The following is a 17,811-nucleotide window of genomic DNA, read 5'->3' as shown; positions in this document are numbered from 1 at the left end:
TTGAGGAATTAATGAACCGAATGGTACTGTATAAATACAAGACTTCTTAGTCTAGTATTTAATACATGCCTGAGCGCAAACCCATTGACGATCACCGTGCGCCGCCGGGCACCAAGGCCGGCCGCGACGTCGGCGCCCCACTGCCTGCAAAACCGGCCGGGCCGGGCCGACCCAAGGACATGGCCAAGCGCACGGCCATCCTCGACGCCGCCAAGCGGATGTTCGTCGAACACGGCTACGCCGGCACCAGCATGGACCAGATCGCCTCCGGAGCCGGCGTTTCCAAGCTCACCGTATACAGTCACTTCGGCGACAAGGAATCGTTGTTTTCGGCGGCCGTGGTGTCGTACTGCGACCAACAGCTCCCGCCTGCCATGTTCACCCCCTCACCACAGACGCCACTGCGCGAACGGTTGCTGGATATTGCCCACGCGTTTCATGCCCTGATCAGCAGCCCGCAGGCCATTGCCGCCCACCGCATGCTGTGCACCCCCCAGATGGCCGACGCGGCGCTGGCGCGCAAATTCTGGGAGGCCGGGCCACAACGCATCCACGACGCGGTGGCCGAGCTGTTGCGACGTCGCGTCACTACCGGCGAGCTGGTGATTGACGCTGCCGATGCCGACTCGGTCAATCACGCGGCGAGCCAGTTGATCTCGCTGCTCAAGGGCGAGCCACACGCGCGGTTGCTGCTGGGTTGCCAGGACGTCGATCCGGCGTTGACACACGCCCACCTGGTCGCCGCGGTCGATATGTTCCTGCGGGCCTATGCCGCCCGCCCATGACTTGCGTCGCGGTGACTTCCGGCACTCAAAACCGGCCCACGGGAGGGCGATCCTGTGCTTGGTCGCACCGATGCTTCAACCGATCCTGATTTGTTCGCCGCGCACGCCGCTACAATAGTCAGTTGACACCAGCAATCCTTGAGACCCCATGAGCATGATTGATTACGCCAAGGCCCGCGAACTGATGGTCGAACAGCAGGTCCGGCCCTGGAACGTGCTGGATGCACGCGTACTCGACGTATTGGTGAAGATTCCGCGCGAGGACTTCGTACCGGACATCCACCGCAACCTGGCCTATTCCGATATCACCCTGCCGCTGGCCCATGGCGAGGTCATCATGAAGCCGGTCGTGCAGAGCCGCGCGTTGCAGGGGCTGCTGGTAACGGCAAGCGAAGACGTGCTGGAGATCGGTACCGGCAGCGGCTACCTGACCGCGTGCCTGTCGCGGCTCGGCCGTGAGGTGCTCAGCCTGGAGCGGCACACCGACCTGGCCGATGCCGCGCGCGCACGACTGGAAGCCCGTGGCCTGGCCAACATCCAGGTGCTGCATGCCGACGCATTTGAATACCAGACCGAACGCCGCTTCGACACCGTTTGCGTGACCGGCGCGGTCGACACCATTCCCGATGCCTTCCTGCAGTGGCTGAAACCCGGCGGACGCATGTTCATCGTGCGCGGCCGGGCGCCGGCAATGGAGGCCGTGCTGGTATACAACGAGGCCAACGGACCACGGATTGAATCGTTGTTCGAGACCGACCTTCCCTATCTTGCAGGCGCAGCTCCGGTGCCCGCCTTCGAATTCTGATTGAAAGGACTCCGCATGATCCACCGCCCACTCGTTCTCGCCCTCGCCTTCGCCCTGCTGCCGGCAACCGCCGCCGCGGAAGACCTGTTGCAGACCTACGAGCTGGCTCGTGCCGGCGACCCGCAGTTCTCCGCCGCCGAGTCCAACCGGTTGTTCACCCGGGAAGGCGCGGTGCAGGCGCGCGCGGCGATGCTGCCGCAGATCGACGGCAGCGCCAGCATCCGTCGCTCGCGCAGCGACGGTCCGGCGACCCAGAACCAATTCAATGACCAGGGCGAGCCGGTCCAGTTCAGTGGTGATATCGAAAGCGAGACCACCACACGCAGCGTCGGCATCAACGGCACCCAGATGCTGTTTGACATGTCCCGCTTCAGCTCGCTGCGTAGCCAGAACGCATTGAGCCGGGCCAGCGACTTCCAGCTCCAGGCCGCCGGTGACAACCTGATCACCCGCACCTCGGCCGCCTATTTCAACGTGCTGGTCGAGCTGGAGACCCTGGCCGCCGCAGAAGCCGCCGAGACAGCGCTTCAGAAGCAGTTCGACTTCGCCTCCAAGCGCCTGGAAGTCGGCCTGGCACCGATCACCGACGTCCATGAGGCCCGCGCCCAGTACGACAGCGCGCGTGCCAACACCATCCTGGCGCGTACCCGCGTCGCCGATGCCTATCAGGCCCTGGCCGAGATCACCGGCACCGAGGTCAACAACGTCAAGGGCCTGCCGGCGGACTTCCAGCCGCAGTTACCGGTCAGCGAGGGTGTCGATTCCTGGGTGCAGACCGCATTCGAGACCAACCCGGCCCTGCAGGCCAAGCAACTCCAGGTCGAGTCGGCCGAGGCCAACGTCCGCACGGCGCAGTCCGCCCACCTGCCGACCCTGTACCTCAACGGCGGCTACAGCAAGGGCAAGACCACCGGCGACCGCACCTTCAGCAGCAGCGACCTGCCCGATTCGGTCACCAGCCCGATCGAGAGCGAAAGCCGGGGCCCGGAAATCGGCATCACCCTCAACGTGCCGATCTTCTCCGGCGGCGCCACCCAGTCACGGGTTCGCCAGGCCATCAGCCAGCGCGACATCGCCACCGACGAGCTGGAGCAGCAGAAGCGCGCGCTTGAGCGCAATACCCGCAATGCCTACCAGACCCTGGTTGCCGGCATCAGCGAGGTCGAGGCACGCCGCCTGGCGCTGGTCTCCGCCCAGGCAGCGTACGACGCCTCGCAGGTCGGCCTGGAGGTCGGTACCCGCACCGTCCTGGACGTGCTCAACAACCAGCAGAACCTGTTCCAAGCACAACAGGCGTATGCGCTAGCGCGCTACAACTACCTGCAGCAGCGCCTGACTCTGGAACAAGCCGCCGGCACCCTGGACATCGACGACGTGCAGGACATCAACCGCCTGCTCACCGCCGACGCCGAGGCGCAGGTCCAGTCTCCAATCCGGCAATAGCCGACGCGGGCCGATCCTCGGCCGGATCGTCCCGCCCCGACGCACCCGGCGCCAGCGTCGGTTGCAGCATTGCCATCGTCCGGGCCAGCGCGCCGCGCCCTGTCTCTACCAGCTTGCGACCGTTGTCAGCCATGGCGCGACGCAATGACGGGTCATCCAGCAGCATCGACAATGCCTGTTGCACGCCATCGACATCTGCACCGATACGCAAAGCGCCGGCGTTATCGAGTTGGCGGGAGATTTCGGCAAAGTTGTGCAGGTGCTGACCCGTCACCACCGGGGTGCCAACCGCAGCTGGCTCCAGCAGGTTATGGCCACCAATAGGCTGCAGGCTGCCGCCGACAAAGGCCACGTCGGCGCAGGCATAAAAGTGCACCAGCTCACCCAGGGTGTCGACCACGAACACCACATCGTCCGATCCTGGTAGCACTCCGCGCGAGCGTGTCGATACCTTCCAGCCGGCGGCGCGCGCATGATCGGCGATCACCCGGAATCGCTCCGGATGCCGCGGCCCCCACACCAGCAGCAGATCCGGAAACCGCTCGCGCAAGTGACGATGAATCGTGATCACCGCGGCCTCCTCACCCTCGTGGGTACTAGCCGCGATCCACACCGGCCGATTCCCGCACTGCTCGCGGAACCGGGCCGCAAACTCGTCCAACCCCTCGGGGACGGTCACGTCAAACTTCAGGTTCCCGACCTCGACCACCTGGTCGCTTCGCGCGCCCAGTCGCACGAAGCGCACCGCATCGGCCAATGACTGCGTCGCCACCATGGTCACCGTGCGCAGCGCTCGCCCCACCAGTGGTGCGAGCACCCGATAGCCGCGCAACGAGCGCTCCGACAGCCGCGCATTGAGGACGTAGACCGGCACCCCATGGTCACGGCAGCCAAACAGCAGGTTCGGCCACAGCTCGGTTTCCATGATCAGGCCCGCGCGCGGCCGGTGGTGGCCGATGAACCGTGTCACCGCACCGGGCAGGTCGTACGGCAAGTAGACATGCTCGACATCGTGGCCCCACAACGCGCGTACCCGCTCCGAGCCGGTGGGGGTAATGGTAGTCACCAGCAGGTGCAGGTCGGGGCGGCCACGACGCAGCGCGTTGACCAGCGGTACAGCCGCGTTGACTTCACCGACCGACACCGCATGCACCCACAACGTTTGCCGGTGGGGATCATCGTGGTAACGCGCATAACGCTCGTTCCAGCGCAGCAGATAGCTAGGCTGGCGGAAGCCACGCCAGATCAGGTGGTACACAGTGAGCGGCACCAACAAGTACAGCACGGCCGAATACAGGCCGCGCAACAGGCGCTCGGTCAGCTCGCTTCGCATCGGCTCAGGATACTGCACAGGCAGCCTGATCCGGGCTGCGCCGGTAGAATCGGGCCATGCCCACCTCCGCTCCCATCCGTTCTCCCGTTTCCCCTGGCGCCGCCCCGCTCGGTCCGCGCCACTGGCCAACGTGGCTGCTGCTCGGCGGCCTATGGCTCGTGGCGCGCTTGCCGTGGGCAGCGCAACGCGCGCTTGGTGCCGGCATCGGCGCCATTGCGCTGCGGCTGACAACCGAGCGTAGGCGCGCGGCGGCGATCAATCTGCAGCTGTGCTTTCCCGAACTCGATGCAGCCAGTCGTGACGTGCTGCTGCGTGAGGCCTTTCGCGACCTGGGCATCGGGTTGTTCGAATTTGCCCGTGCCTGGTGGGGGTCGGCGAGGCCGATGCGAAGTACCGCACGGATCGAAGGCGTCGAATCCATCCAGGCGCTGCGCGCGCAGGGACGCGGCGTGTTGCTGGTATCCGGCCACTTCCTGACCCTGGAAATGTGCGGCCGGTTGATGTGCGATCACCTGCCGCTGGCCGGTATGTATCGCCCCCATCGGAACCCGGTAATGGAATGGGCAGTCAAGCGCGGGCGGTTGCGCTATGCCAGTGCCATGTTCGCCAACGGCGAGTTGCGTCCGGCGATGCGCCATCTCAAGCAGGGCGGGATCCTGTGGTACGCACCCGATCAGGACATGCGCGGCAAGGACACCGTGTTCGCGCCGTTCTTCGGCGTACCAGCGGCCACGATCACCGCCACCCACCAGTTCGCCCGCCTGACCGGCTGCGCCGTGGTGCCGTTCTTCCATCGTCGTGAGGGTGGCGACTATGTGTTGCGGCTGGGTGCGCCGCTGGAGGATTTTCCATCGGCCGATGCGACCGTCGACAGTGCCCGGGTCAATGCCGCGATCGAGGCCATGGTGCGCGAAGCACCCACCCAGTATTTATGGATCCATCGGCGGTTCAAGCGGCGCCCGCCCGGAATGCGGTCACCGTACCTACCATCGGAGGCCGGCGAATCGTCTTGAGCCCAGACCATGCCGATGGCGTCATGCGGTCAGGGCTGGGGCGATCGATCCTGCTGGTTGCCCACCGACAGCAAGCTGCCTGCATACAGGGCAGCCAGCAGCAGGGTCAGTCCGCCCCAGAAGGTCGAGTAGAACGCCAGGTGGGTGTTGATCGGGAACACGGTCACCACCAACGCCAACATCGCCGGCCGGGCACGCTCGCGCGCGGCCGCATCGGCAAAGCTCCACGCGCGCCAGGCCAAGGCAACGCCTGCCAGCCATAGCAACAGGCCCAGGCCACCGGTCTCGCTGAGTATCTCAAGCACGATCTGGTGCGCATGCAGTGCCGGGCCCTCCCCCCATTGCGGCACCTCGCCGCTTTGCGGATCGCAGGCCGGGAACGCCTCGCGAAAACCACGGGCGCCCACGCCGTTGACCGGATGGCGGCCGGCCATGCACACCGCCGCACCCCAGATCCGGGTACGGCCCGACAAGGCACGATCGACACCCGCCTGGTCGGCGGCAAATACGTGGGTAGTCCGCACCAGCCGCTGCCGCACATCCGGTGACGCAATCCCCAATACCACCAGCATGAGCGCACCGAAGGCGAATACGCCGAAGAGCTTCTTCCACCCAAGCAGGCGCCAGCCCGAGAGCACCAGTACCAGCGCGTAGGTGAGCCACGACGCGCGCGAGCCGGCCAGCACCACCACCACCCCGACCGCTGCCGCCGCGACCAGCCAGCCGCCACTGCCGAACCGGCGACCGGCGGCGTACAAAATAAACGGCGACAAACTGGCGATGACCAGGCCCAGCTTCAGGTTGCATGGCCCGAGGATGCCGCTCAGGCGATCCAGCCCGGCGAGCTCCTTTGCGCTGCACATGCCGTAACCGCTGATCGCGTGCTTGATGGTGTCGATACCAAAGAACAGCGGACTGGTACCCGTCAGCGCCTGTGCCAGCGCATCCACGGTCCAGACCCCCACGATGATCGCCAGGCCACCAAAGGTGATCCGGCGACCGCGCTCGTTGGCCACCGCCGACGCCACCAGCCACAGGAACGGCAAGTAGCGAAGATCGACAGCGGCTTCACGCATCGCGCGTCCCGGATCGACCGCATCGAACGCGGAAAACAATTCCGGCAACCAGTAGGCGAAGAACAGCACGCTGGTCAGCGCCCATGCCTGTCCGCTCAACAGCGCGCTGCCGCCACGGAACCGCGAACCGACCAGCTTGATGATCGCGACCAGTGCGCCCAGCACCAGCACCCCTTCGGCATAGCCAGGCGCCGGCCACAAGATGACATAGGCCAGGATCCACGCGGGTGCCCAGCGCCAGCCCTGGACGGGCCCTTGAGCGGGGCCGGAATGACCTGCACGACCCGATTGGGACGGCGTATCGATGGGGGTGTCAGTCAATGAGTTCGGCATAGACGGCCAAGGTGGCTTGCTGCATCGCGCGCAGCGTGTAGTGCGACAGGTCGTCCATCGTAACCGCTGGCATCGCGGCGGCCGCGGTCGATCCCGGCGACGGCGACGGCGCAAGCTGGCACCGGGCACGCCGATGGAGTTCGCGCTCGTCGAACGCCGGTACGGCTCCCCATGGTTGCAGCTGCTCCAGCAACTCGCCCGCCCCGCCATGCGCCCACCCCAGCACGGGCCGACCGACCGACAGCGCTTCGATCACGGTGCGGCCAAACGCTTCGGGCTTGCGCGACAGCTGCAACACCAGGTCACTGGCCGCGTAGGCACGTGCGATGGCATCGGTGGGCGCAGTGAAGGCGATCGCTGCGCCGATACCCAGCGCCGCGGCCTTCGCTTCCAGTTCCGCGATGTAGGCCTCCCGTCCCGGCTGGCGCGCGCCGGCACACCACAGCCGCGCGTCCAGACCGTCACCACGCAGCTGCGCCAACAGGGCCAATGCGTCCGCGTGGCCCTTCAACCGGGTGCCACGACCGGGCAACAACAGCAACGGGCCCTCACCCGTCAATGCCGGATGTTGCTTGGCCGCCCACTCACGCGACGCCGAATCGGGCTGCGGCGCGCGCGGGAACCGGGCCGGGTCGATCCCGCGCGGGATCACCCGCAACTTGTCCGGATCGGTGCCCGGATAATGCCGCAACACGTGCTTGCGAACCGTATCGGAGACGCAGATGACACGCTCGCCCCGGGTCATCACCTGGCTGTAGCGCGATGGGGAGTTGAGGCCATGCACGGTGCTGACCAGATGCGGCCGCCGAGACTGCGACATGCGCCCCAGCGCCAACCGGGCCACCCAGCCTGGCAGGCGCGAACGCACGTGGACGATATCGACGGGTTGCCGGCTCAACAACGCTCGCAGCGGGCGCACCTGGCCCAGGGTCATTAATGATTTGCGCCCGATATCCAGCGTGACGTGTTCCGCCCCCAGTGCCTGCAAGCGGGGCACCAGACGCCCGCCGGCGGAGACCACGATCGCGCGGTGGCCAGCTTCCACCAGCGCCCCGGCAACCTCCAGGGCCGACAGCTCCACCCCGCCGGACTCCAGCGCAGGTAACAGCTGGACCACGGTCAACGGGCGCATGGCGCGAGGATCAGTCGACCAGGACGAAGTGCGCGCCGCAGTACATGCAATCGCTCTCCAGGTCTTCCTCGATCGACATGTAGACCCTTGGGTGCGAGTTCCACAACGCCATGGACGGCAACGGGCAACTCAACGGCAGGTCGGCGCGGGTGACGGTGTAATGCCGTTCGGCGTTAGCCTGGGTGGGGTGGTCGTGGGCTGCGGTCATGGCGGGCATCGAGAATTTGCTGCGAGGGCGCCAGTTTACCAGTCAGCTGCGCCGGGCAAGTCGAACAGCAGCACATCGGCCGTCCGTGCGCCACTGCCGACCAACTGAAGCGGCACCGATTCCTGGCTGAAACCCAGAGCATCACCCGGGCCAAGTTCGCGACCATTCGCCACCGCCTCACCGCTGGCCACATGCAGCCAATAGCGGCGTTTGGGGTCAAGGGCATGCGACGCCGCCAAGCCTGGCTCAAGCTCGACTTTGTACAGACGAGCGTCCTGGCGAATCGCGATACTGCCGTTTGCGCCATCGGGCGAGGCCAGCAGTTGCCAGCCCTCGCCGCGGGTCACTTCCCGCAACGCGTGACCCGGCGGCGCGTTGACCCGGTCAGGCTGCAGCCATATCTGCAGGAAGTGCACCGGCTCGGTCGAGGAGTGGTTGTACTCGCTGTGATCCACCCCGTGGCCGGCACCCATCCACTGCAAGCCACCCGCCGGGACCACGCCCTCGGCGCCGCTGCTGTCGCGGTGCGCCAGCGAGCCCGACAACACGTAACTGAGGATCTCCATGTTGCCATGGTGATGGGTCGGGAAACCCGCGCCGGGGGCGACGCGGTCCTCGTTGATGACCCGCAGGACACCGAAGCCCATCCACTCGGGGTCGTAATAACTACCGAATGAAAAGGTGTGCCGGCTGTCCAGCCAATCCACCTGTTCCGGCCCGTGGCCACGACTGTCGGAAGGGCGTTCGATGATCATGCGCGGAGGTTACTCCGCTGTTTCGACTTTGGGCACCGTTGCCTCGGTGGTGATGCGGATCCGCACCTCATCGCTTACCGCTGGGGCGTACATGCCGACGCCGAAATCAGTGCGCTTGATGGTGGTGGTGGCATCGAAACCGATGGCCAGCTGCCCGCCCATGTTCTCGCCGGCCTTGTTGAGGGTCACATCCAGCACTACCGCCTTGGTGATGTCCTTGATAGTCAACTCACCGGTGACCTTCAGCTTGCCTTCGCCCGCGGCTTCGACCTTGGTGCTCTTGAAAGTGGCAGCCGGGAATGCCGCCATATCGAAGAAATCGGCGCTGCGCAGGTGCTCGTCAAAGTCGGCGGTGAAGCTGTCCAGGCCCGACATCGGCAGGGTCACCTGCACGCTGGATGCGGCAACGTTGTCGGCGTCATACACCAGCACGCCGTCGGCGTTGCCGAAGTGCGCGCTGGGGTTGGAGAAGCCGAAATGGTTCCACTGCGCGATCACGTCGGTATGCGCGGGATCGAGCTGGTAGGTGACTGGAGCGGCAAAGGCCGCGGTGCTGGCGGTGGCCAGGGCGGCAACAAGAATCAGTCGCTTGAACATGATGTAACTCCTCGTAATGTCAGGTGGTGTTGAGTGGTTCACAGAATCCGCGCCGCCTCATCGAAGGACAGTCGCGGCGAACGGGGAAACAACGTGCCGATGTCGCCATGGCCGAGGTTGACCAGAAAGTTGGACTTGATCGCCGTGCCCTTGAAGAATGCCTCGTCGACCTTCGCGTTGTCGAAACCCGACATCGGGCCGGTGTCCAGGCCCAGCGCACGCGCGGCAAGTATCAAGTAGGCGCCCTGCAGGCTGCCGTTGCGGAACGCCGCCGGGCTGCGGTTCTCGCGCGGGCCGTCGAACCAGCCCTTGGCGTCGGTGTGCGGGAACAGGTACGGCAGCTTCTCGTGGAAGTCCTCGTCAAAGGCGACGATCACCGTGACCGGCGCGGCCATGGTCTTGGCGTGATTGCCCTCATCCAGCGCCGGGCCAAGCTTGGCCTTGGCATCGGCCGATTTCACGAACACGAAACGCGCCGGACTCATGTTGGCACTGGTCGGACCCCACTTCACCAGGTCATACAGTTGGCGCAAGGTCGCGTCGCTGACCTCCCCTCCCAGCTCGTTATGGGTGCGGGCGGTGCGGAACAGCTGGTCAAGTGCCGGCTGATCGAGCGCGTCGTGTCGGGTCTGGGGCATTTATGATCTCCATTGGATCGGACAAGTCTGAGTCGGGAAACGGCACCTGCCGTCATTGCCGCTGGTCGGTGGCCGCACGGCGGGATTGCCGCGTACCCGACAAGTGTATGGTCTCGATTATCCATTGCCATTGGTCGTTTTAAAACGGATTACGTGCAAAAATGGAACGATTGAACCCGCAGGGATCCACTTGGGTCCTGACCGATGGCCACGCCGGCAATCTGCGCCAGGCCCACGCATTGGCGGCCGCTCTGTCTCGGCCAGCGCGGGACTGGACGCTGCACGCCCGTGCACCCTGGCGGTGGACGGCGCCGCGTGGATCCATCCTGGCACGCTGGGCATTCGGCCCGGACTTCGCCCAAGCCTTGTCGAAACCACCGGAGCTGGCCATCGGCTGCGGCCGTCAAGCCGCACTGGCGACCCGGTTGCTGCGTCGGCTCGGGTCTCGCAGCGTGCAAATCCTGGACCCACGGATCGCGACCCGGCATTGGGATCTGGTAATCGCCCCGGAGCATGACCAACTGGAAGGCGACAACGTGATTCCGTTGCTGGGCAGCCTGCATCCTGTCGACGAGCAATGGCTGGCTGCCGCGCGACGCCGGTTCAGCGCGTTGGCGACCCTGCCGCAACCGCGTACCGCGCTGTTGCTGGGCGGTAGCAGTGCGCACGCACGATACGAGCCGGCGATGCTGGAGGCCATTGCCACCCGCGTGCAACGTTGCACGGAAGCCGAAGACGGTTGCCTGCTGGTTACGACTTCCCGCCGGACACCGGCGGAGTTGGCAGGCCGGCTTCGTCACCATGTCGCCGGCCGCAGCGGCATGGTCTGGAGCGGGCCCGGCGACGGCGCCAATCCCTATCCGGGGCTGCTGGCGTGCGCGGACCGCATCGTGTGCACGGCCGATTCGGTCAACATGCTGTCGGAGGCATGCGCTACCAATGTGCCGGTGTTCGTCGCCGGCCTGGAGCAACTGAAGGGCCGGCCCCGGCGCTTCCTCGACACCCTGCTCGGCTCCGGCCGGGTGCGCCCGGTCGACGACACAATGGCGCCCTTTGCGGTGACCCCACTGCGCGAGACGGCGCGCGTGGCCGCCGAAGTACAGCGCCGGCTCAATCGGGTTTAAGTTCCCGCAGGATTAAATTCCAGCGAAATTGAATTCCAGGCCATGGCGCTGCACCGCGGCGCGGATCGCTGTGCGCGCCAGGTTGATGGATTCGTCCAGTGGCAGCCGACGCTCCCGACGATCCAGGCTGCATTCCAGGCCACGCGCCAGCAGCGTGGCATGCGCCGCCTGGAGCGACGCCCGGGTCGGGTCGTCGAACACCGCGGCCTCGTGCATCGCCTCGATCAAGCCCGATGTGTCGCGCGGCCCCAACAGCCCGGGCGCGACATCAGCATGGTCCAGCACCAGCGCTTGCAACAGGAACTCCAGGTCGACCAGACCGGCCTCGCCCTGCTTGAGATCAAAACGCGCGCCGGGCGACCCGGGGCTCTCGCTGCGGTCGAGCTCGGCGCGCATCCGCACGCGCATTTTCGATACATCGGCGCGCACGGTCGCCGGATCACGCGGGCGCGCGAGGATGTCGCGACGAAGCTTGCCGAAGCTGGCACACAGGCTGGGATCGCCGGTCACGCAGCGGGCGCGGACCAGCGCCTGATGCTCCCAGTTCCAGGCGCGCTGGCTTTGATACTCGGAGAAACTCGCCAAACTGGAAACCAACAGGCCCTTGGCACCGTCGGGTCGCAGGCGCACGTCGACCTCGTACAGGCGACCGGCAACCGACGGAGTATCGAGCAGTGCAACCACCTTCTGCGCCAGTCGGGCAAACCAGCGCGACGCGTCCAGCGGGCGCTTGCCATCGGACATCACGTCATTGCCATGACCGTCGCTGATATCGCCATCGTGCCCGCCGGGCTCGCTGCTGGTGTCGATGTCATACAGGAACACCAGGTCCAGGTCGGATCCAAAACCCAGCTCCTCGCCGCCCAGGGAACCGTAGCCCAGCACTGCAAAACGGGCGCCCGGCAAGCGGCCGTGGGCACGATTGATCTCACCCTCCGCCAATGCCACGACCCGCCGGATGACACCGTCGGCCAACCACGCCAGCTGGCGAGCACTGGCATCGGCCGGTTGCCGGCCATCACGGTGCGCCATGGCAATGCGGAAGCTCAGCGCCTGGCGTACTTCGTTCAACTTGTTGAGCACCGCCTCCGGAGCATCGACGGCACTATCGTCGACGTGGCTCGCCACCGCGGTACAGGCGGCAATCAGCGCCTCGCGGCCCGGCAACGGGCCGCCAATGCGGGCATCCAGCAACTCATCAAGCAGTAGCGGATATGACGCCAGGCGCTCGGCCAGCAGCGCACTCTGGCTGACCACCTCGACCAGGCGCGCCAATGCGGCGGGCTGCTCATCCAGCAAGGCCAGATAGGCGCTACGACGCAGGATGTTGTGCAGCAGTGCCAGCATCCGGCGCAGACCAAGCAGCGGCTGGCTGGAGGTCGCGGCCCCCTGGATCAAGGCCGGCAATACCCGGTCCAGACGTCCACGGGTAATGTCCGACAACCCGCGCACCCCCAGGCTGCGCGCGAAGTCACGCAGCAACCCGTCCGCCTGTGCCGCATCATCAAACCCGGCATCGGCCAACACCTCGACATCGCCGGCGGTGGGCAAGGCCAGCCAGTAATCGGCCAGCGCACCTGGTGCCTGCTTGCGTTCACGTGGCGCCAGCAGTGCATTGAACTCCTCGTTGATCACCGCGCGGTGACCGTCCAGCGCTTCATGCAAGCCATTCCAGTCCGTATAGCCCAGGCCCGCCGCGATCCGGGCCCGGTCGCTCGCGTCGTCGGGCAACGCGTGGGTTTGCTGGTCGCGCAGCATCTGCAGACGGTTCTCAAGCCGGCGCAGGAACCGGTAGGCCTGGGCCAATGCGGCACCGGCCTCTGGTTCTATCTGGTGAGCTTCCACCAGCGCCGCCAACGCCGGTTGCAGCGCGCGCTGGCGCAATGCCGGCTCCCGCCCGCCTCGGATCAGCTGCAGCGCCTGGACCAGGAACTCGACCTCGCGGATACCGCCGGGGCCGCGCTTGATGTCATCGGCCAACTCCTTGCGCGCCACCTCGGCGGCGATGGCCGCTTTCATCGTGCGCAGGCCGTCCAGCGCGCCATAGTCGAGGTAACGCCGGTACACGAATGGTCGCAGCGTTTCCAGGAAGCGTCCGCCGGCCTCGATATCGCCGGCCACGGGCCGCGCCTTCTGCCAGGCGTAACGCTCCCAGTCGCGACCCTCGCGCTGGAAGTACTGCTCCATCGCCGGGAACGACCACGCGACCCGTCCTGCGTTGCCATAGGGACGCAGGCGCAGGTCAACGCGGTGACAAAAGCCGTCGGCGGTGACCTCGTCGAGCAATTTGGCCAATTGCTGTCCCAGGCGGGAAAACCAGGTTTCCGCCGCGAGTGCGCGCGCGCCGTCACTGGCCGCCAGCGTCACCTCACCGGGTTGGTCATAGCCGTACACCAGGTCGACGTCGGAGCTGAAGTTCAACTCGCCACCTCCCAGCTTGCCCAGTGCGAACACGACCAGCCGCTGCACGCTGCCGTCCGCGTCGCGCACGACCCCGTGGCGGGCGGAGAATTCCTGCTCCAGCGCATCCAGGGCGAGTCGCAGACAGGTTTCGGCCAACGCGGTGCTGCCGGCCAGGGTCGCGTTTACATCGTCCAGGCCGTGCACATCGCGCCACACCAATCGGGTGGACTGGGCGGTCCGGTAGCGGCGCAGCAGCATCGGCCACTGGTTGCGGTTGTCGGCGTGCAATTCGGGCGGCGGCATGATGGCGGCACCGTCGTCGTCCAGCACAGCCGCCAGCAGCCCGGGTTGCCGCGCCAGGGTCGTGATCGCGAAATCACTGGCAAGGGCAACCGGGCGGCAACGCTCGATTGCCGCATCATCCAGCACAACGCCGCTGGTCGCCGCACCGACGCGCAACTGTTCCAACGCGCGCTGCAGATGGGACAGAGCGGCTTCGTCGAGACTGGACAGCGCACGATGTGAGGTTGGACGATCGGGTACGGAGGACGGGTTCATCGACAGATGATCGCACTGGAGCGTCCGGCTGCGGTCCATAGAAAAAGGCGCGAACTAAAAGGCCCGTCCCGGTCGAACCGGTAACGGGCCTGCTCCCTCCCCCACGTCGGGATGCGGCTCAACTGTGAAGGAGTTGTTAGTCGGGTTGCACGCTGCAGTGCAAAAGAAAACCGGGTAGTTCACAAATGCCGGTGGGGCGCGATTGCGCGGTGCACACCCAACTGCTAGCTTCGGATCGGGGCTACAGGAGAATAGGGCGACGTGTCCGACGCAGACATTACCAGGCTGCTGGCGCTCGCTCGCGGCGGTGATCCCGCGCAACTGGGCGCGGTGTTCGAGTCGCTGTACCCGCAACTGCGCCGACTCGCCGGCTCACGCCTGTACGGTCGCCAGTCGACGGTCACGCCGACGGTGCTGGTGCATGAGTTGTTCCTGCGCATCAGCCAGTCCTCGCCGATGTCGCTTGCCGACCGCAACCATTTCTTCGCCGCCTCGGCCAAGGCGATGCGCTGGATCATGGTCGAACACGCGCGCCAGCGCGCCAGTGAAAAGCGCGGCGGCGGGCAGGTGATGGTCAGCCTCGACGATCAGATCCCGGACGCGCCAGCTGCGCTGACCAATGTGCTGATCCTCGACCAGAGCCTGGACGCGCTGGAGGCGATCAGCCCACAGCGGCGGCAGATCGTGGAACTGCGCTACTTCGCCGGGATGGAGTTCGGCGAGATCGCAGGCCTGCTCGAGATCTCCGAGCGCACGGTCTACCGCGAATGGGAGCGCGCCCGCGCCTTCCTGCAGGCCATGCTCGACGATGGAGACGACTGAGCCTGAAGTGACCGCGCACCTGTAGTTGACGCTGCCCTGAGGCTTCGCGGGACCTGTCAGTCCCCGCCGCCAAATCTCGTGAGGACGACAATGGATCCCGAAAAGATTGCGCACTGGCAGGCCGCTGACGCCGCCTTCGGCCAGTGGCTTGACCTGCCCGAAACCGAAACCGAACGCGAGGCCTGGCTGGCGGCGCAGGCGCTGCCCGAACCGGTGCGCCGGCGCCTCGTCCAGCTGATCACCGCACACGAGCGTCCGCGTGCCTCGCTCGACCCCGGTGGCAGCAACCTGGCCGGATGCCGCCTGGGCGACTGGACGCTGGACAGCGAACTCGGTCGCGGCGGCATGGCCGTGGTCTACCGCGCCTGGCGCGAACAGGGAATGACGCGCCAGAAGGCCGCGGTGAAGATCCTGACCCTGGGCGCGCTCGGCGCCACCGGGCGCGAACGGTTCCGGCGCGAGGCCGCGATCCTGGCGCGCCTGAACCACCCCAACGTCACCGCGCTGATCGATTCGGGCGTGGCCGATGACGGCACGTTCTGGCTGGCGATGCCGCTGGTCGAAGGCGAGCGCATCGACCGCTGGTGCGACGCGAACGCACTGGACGCACGCGCGATCGTCCGCCTGTACCTGCAGGTCTGCGGCGCAGCGGCCTACGCGCACCGCAACCTGGTGATCCACCGCGACCTCAAGCCCTCCAACGTGCTGGTGGACACTGGTGGCCACGTGCGCCTGCTCGACTTCGGCATCGGCCAGTTCGCCGATGCCGAAGTCGAACGCACGCAGACGATGTGGCGCGCACTCACGCCAGGCTACGCCGCACCCGAGCAGCTGCGCGGCGACCCGCCCAGCACCGCAATGGACGTTTACGGGCTGGGCGCGCTGCTGCACCGGCTGCTGACCGGGCGCGCCCCGCAGGAGGCGACCGAAGGCACCGACACCACCCGCCCCTCGCTGCTGGTACGCAGCATCGACGACGCCTACCACCGCCACTACGTCCCGCTGAAGAACGACCTGGATCGGGTGCTGCTCAAGGCCCTGGCCGAGGAACCCGAGCAGCGCTACCCCACCGCCGAGGCGCTTGCCGACGACCTGCGCCGCTGGCTTGATGGCCAGCCGGTGCTGGCGCAGAAGCCGAAGCTGGGCTATCGCGTGCGCAAGTTCGTCGCACGCAACAAAGGCGGCGTGGCCGCAGCGGTGCTGCTGGTGGCCAGCCTCGGTGCGGGCGTCGGCGCCACGCTGTGGCAGGCCGGCGAAGCCCGGCGCGAGGCCGAGAACGCGAACGTGCAAGCACAGCGCGCGGTGCTGGTGCGCGACTTCCTCGAACAGGTGTTCACGTCCACCGAGCCTGCGGTCGGGGACGTACCTGATGCGCTGGAACTGCTCGAAGAAGGGTCACGGCGTGCGCGTTCCGACTTGTTGGCCAATGATCCCCTGGCCGCCGCCGATATCCTCATCCTCACCGGAACGGCGCGCAAGCATCTCAGTCGCTACGATCTCGCCCAGGAGGATCTCCTGGCGGCCCTCAGCCTGCTCGAAGATCATCGCGTGGGGCAAGGCGCGGGCGCGCGTGAGCGGGTACTGGCGAAACGCCAGCTGGCCGAGATCCACTGGAACTCCGGCAGGCTGAAGGAAGCCGTCGATGTAAGCGAGCAAGCGGTCGCCATCGCCGCTGCCAACGATGTCCCGGAGGAAGACCTGCTCGACGCGCGATTGAGCGTCGCCCAGGCGACCGTCTACCTCGACCCGGCGGCCGCGGAAACCATGACGCGCAAGGTTCTGGAGGATGCCATCGCCGCAGGATTCTCCGACAGCTATCTGCATCGCGACATCCTCCACACGCTGGGCACCGCCATGAGCCTCGGGGACGGTGACCAGGACGAGCTCATGGAGGTCGTGGAGGAAGAACTGCGGCTCGGCCGACTGCTCGACGGGGAGCACAGTGGCTGGTATGCCTACAGGCTCGCGGACAATTCGCGCATCTTCCTGTTTGCCGGAAAGACCGACCGGGCCACCCGGATGCTCGAGCAAGCCGTGGCGATCGTGGATGAGGTCTACAAGCAACCACACCAGCTCGCCGCGACGATCCACTGCAACATGGCCGCACACCTGCATCTGGCCGGCGAACTCGATCGTGCCCTGACGCACTACGAACGGAGCGCGGACATCGATCGCGCGATCGACCGCAAGAGCCTCAGCGCCTCCGAGTGCGCCCGTTACCGCGGCATCATCAAGGCTACGCTCGGCCGGTATCCGTCCGCGCTCGAGGAACTGGAGGTGGCCGAATCGCTGCGGATACTCAACGACAGCAACCAGTCGGCCATCGGACGCAGCATCTGCGGCATGCGCGCGTCGCTCCACCTGCGCCAAGGCAACGTTTTGCAGGCAAGCCAGGCTCTCGAGCAGTGCAACGCCCGCTCCGATGTCGGGACTTCGCATATCTATGACCTGGCCGAAGCCGAAGTTCGCATGGCGCAAGGAAAGCTGGAGGAAGCCACCGAGTTGGCGGAGGGGTTGCGCCAGCGCGTGAAGCGCGGGCTGGACAACTCGTGGATGCGCCCCTGGATGCTTTCACTGCTGTTGGCGAACAAGACCGGCGATGTCGAGGCTGGAGCGACCCTGGCTGCGGATGCCGCGGCATTCATCGACGATGCCCCGCCCGTGGCGCAGTGCCTTGCCGCCACCACCGAAGCCAACTGCCTGGCACTTCCCTGACGGCAGGCCGGGCTGTCTTTCGGCGGCCCTGTCGTCACCGCCCCTGTCAGTCCCCGCCACCAAATCTCGTG

14 protein-coding genes and 1 pseudogene are annotated in these 17,811 nt (G+C 66.4%); 7 read left to right on the top strand and 8 right to left on the bottom strand.

The genetic code is table 11. The features are described 5' to 3' along the window. Window positions 1–65: 65 nt before the first annotated feature. The 3 genes from ACW5DN_RS13770 (at window position 66) to ACW5DN_RS13760 (ending at window position 3,033) form a co-directional block, all read left to right on the top strand. The gene (locus ACW5DN_RS13770) at window positions 66–785 is read left to right on the top strand and encodes a TetR/AcrR family transcriptional regulator (RefSeq protein ID WP_456963378.1); all 720 of its coding nucleotides are present in this window, start codon (window positions 66–68) and stop codon (window positions 783–785) included. Window positions 786–939: 154 nt separating this feature from the next. Beyond that, entirely contained in the window at window positions 940–1,590 is a 651-nt protein-coding gene (locus tag ACW5DN_RS13765) for a protein-L-isoaspartate O-methyltransferase family protein (protein WP_456963424.1), read from the top strand. Window positions 1,591–1,605: 15 nt separating this feature from the next. After that, window positions 1,606–3,033: a TolC family outer membrane protein gene (locus tag ACW5DN_RS13760; protein WP_456963377.1), complete on the top strand. Its 1,428-nt coding sequence runs from the start codon at window positions 1,606–1,608 to the stop codon at window positions 3,031–3,033. Between the two features lie 37 nt (window positions 3,034–3,070). Here the strand turns inward: ACW5DN_RS13760 and waaA are convergent. Next, window positions 3,071–4,366, bottom strand: a pseudogene (gene waaA, locus ACW5DN_RS13755) (lipid IV(A) 3-deoxy-D-manno-octulosonic acid transferase); the annotation flags it as partial. A 56-nt stretch (window positions 4,367–4,422) separates the two neighbouring features. Between waaA and lpxL the strand changes: the two are divergent. Further along, a complete protein-coding gene (lpxL, locus tag ACW5DN_RS13750; RefSeq protein ID WP_456963376.1) occupies window positions 4,423–5,379 on the top strand; it encodes an LpxL/LpxP family Kdo(2)-lipid IV(A) lauroyl/palmitoleoyl acyltransferase in 957 nt (318 codons plus the stop codon). 29 nt (window positions 5,380–5,408) lie between these two features. On the opposite strand, the gene ACW5DN_RS13745 is transcribed toward lpxL, so the two are convergent. From ACW5DN_RS13745 to ACW5DN_RS13720, 6 genes are read right to left on the bottom strand one after another with little or no spacing between them, the layout of a single operon-like run. Next, a complete protein-coding gene (locus tag ACW5DN_RS13745) occupies window positions 5,409–6,788 on the bottom strand; it encodes an O-antigen ligase family protein (protein ID WP_456963375.1) in 1,380 nt (459 codons plus the stop codon). Further along, window positions 6,769–7,920, bottom strand: coding sequence for a glycosyltransferase (locus ACW5DN_RS13740; protein ID WP_456963374.1), 1,152 nt, complete (start codon window positions 7,918–7,920; stop codon window positions 6,769–6,771). The genes ACW5DN_RS13745 and ACW5DN_RS13740 overlap by 20 nt, the downstream gene beginning before the upstream one ends. A gap of 10 nt (window positions 7,921–7,930) precedes the next feature. Continuing rightward, on the bottom strand, window positions 7,931–8,128 hold the full coding sequence (locus ACW5DN_RS13735; protein ID WP_456963373.1) for a zinc-finger domain-containing protein: 198 nt from the start codon (window positions 8,126–8,128) through the stop codon (window positions 7,931–7,933). 35 nt (window positions 8,129–8,163) lie between these two features. After that, window positions 8,164–8,883: a pirin family protein gene (locus ACW5DN_RS13730; RefSeq protein WP_456963372.1), complete on the bottom strand. Its 720-nt coding sequence runs from the start codon at window positions 8,881–8,883 to the stop codon at window positions 8,164–8,166. A 9-nt stretch (window positions 8,884–8,892) separates the two neighbouring features. Then, the gene (locus ACW5DN_RS13725) at window positions 8,893–9,480 is read right to left on the bottom strand and encodes a YceI family protein (RefSeq protein WP_456963371.1); all 588 of its coding nucleotides are present in this window, start codon (window positions 9,478–9,480) and stop codon (window positions 8,893–8,895) included. A gap of 38 nt (window positions 9,481–9,518) precedes the next feature. Then, window positions 9,519–10,118 carry a malonic semialdehyde reductase gene (locus tag ACW5DN_RS13720; protein WP_456963370.1) on the bottom strand — a complete coding sequence of 200 codons (600 nt, stop codon included), beginning with the start codon at window positions 10,116–10,118 and terminating at the stop codon, window positions 9,519–9,521. Between the two features lie 161 nt (window positions 10,119–10,279). Here ACW5DN_RS13720 and ACW5DN_RS13715 point away from each other — a divergent pair, with 161 nt between their 5' ends. Beyond that, window positions 10,280–11,242 carry a mitochondrial fission ELM1 family protein gene (locus tag ACW5DN_RS13715; RefSeq protein WP_456963369.1) on the top strand — a complete coding sequence of 321 codons (963 nt, stop codon included), beginning with the start codon at window positions 10,280–10,282 and terminating at the stop codon, window positions 11,240–11,242. A gap of 12 nt (window positions 11,243–11,254) precedes the next feature. Here the strand turns inward: ACW5DN_RS13715 and glnE are convergent, their stop codons facing one another. After that, complete coding sequence (gene glnE / locus ACW5DN_RS13710) at window positions 11,255–14,203, bottom strand: bifunctional [glutamate--ammonia ligase]-adenylyl-L-tyrosine phosphorylase/[glutamate--ammonia-ligase] adenylyltransferase (RefSeq protein WP_456963368.1); 2,949 nt, start codon at window positions 14,201–14,203, stop codon at window positions 11,255–11,257. Window positions 14,204–14,464: 261 nt separating this feature from the next. On the opposite strand from glnE, the gene ACW5DN_RS13705 reads away from it, so the two are divergent. Then, on the top strand, window positions 14,465–15,025 hold the full coding sequence (locus ACW5DN_RS13705; RefSeq protein WP_456963367.1) for an ECF-type sigma factor: 561 nt from the start codon (window positions 14,465–14,467) through the stop codon (window positions 15,023–15,025). Window positions 15,026–15,115: 90 nt separating this feature from the next. After that, window positions 15,116–17,740, top strand: coding sequence for a protein kinase domain-containing protein (locus ACW5DN_RS13700; protein WP_456963366.1), 2,625 nt, complete (start codon window positions 15,116–15,118; stop codon window positions 17,738–17,740). The last annotated feature ends 71 nt before the right edge of the window (window positions 17,741–17,811 follow it).

The sequence above is a fragment of the Lysobacter sp. A289 genome (assembly GCF_054072675.1).
This window is presented reverse-complemented; position numbering and strand designations above follow the sequence as displayed.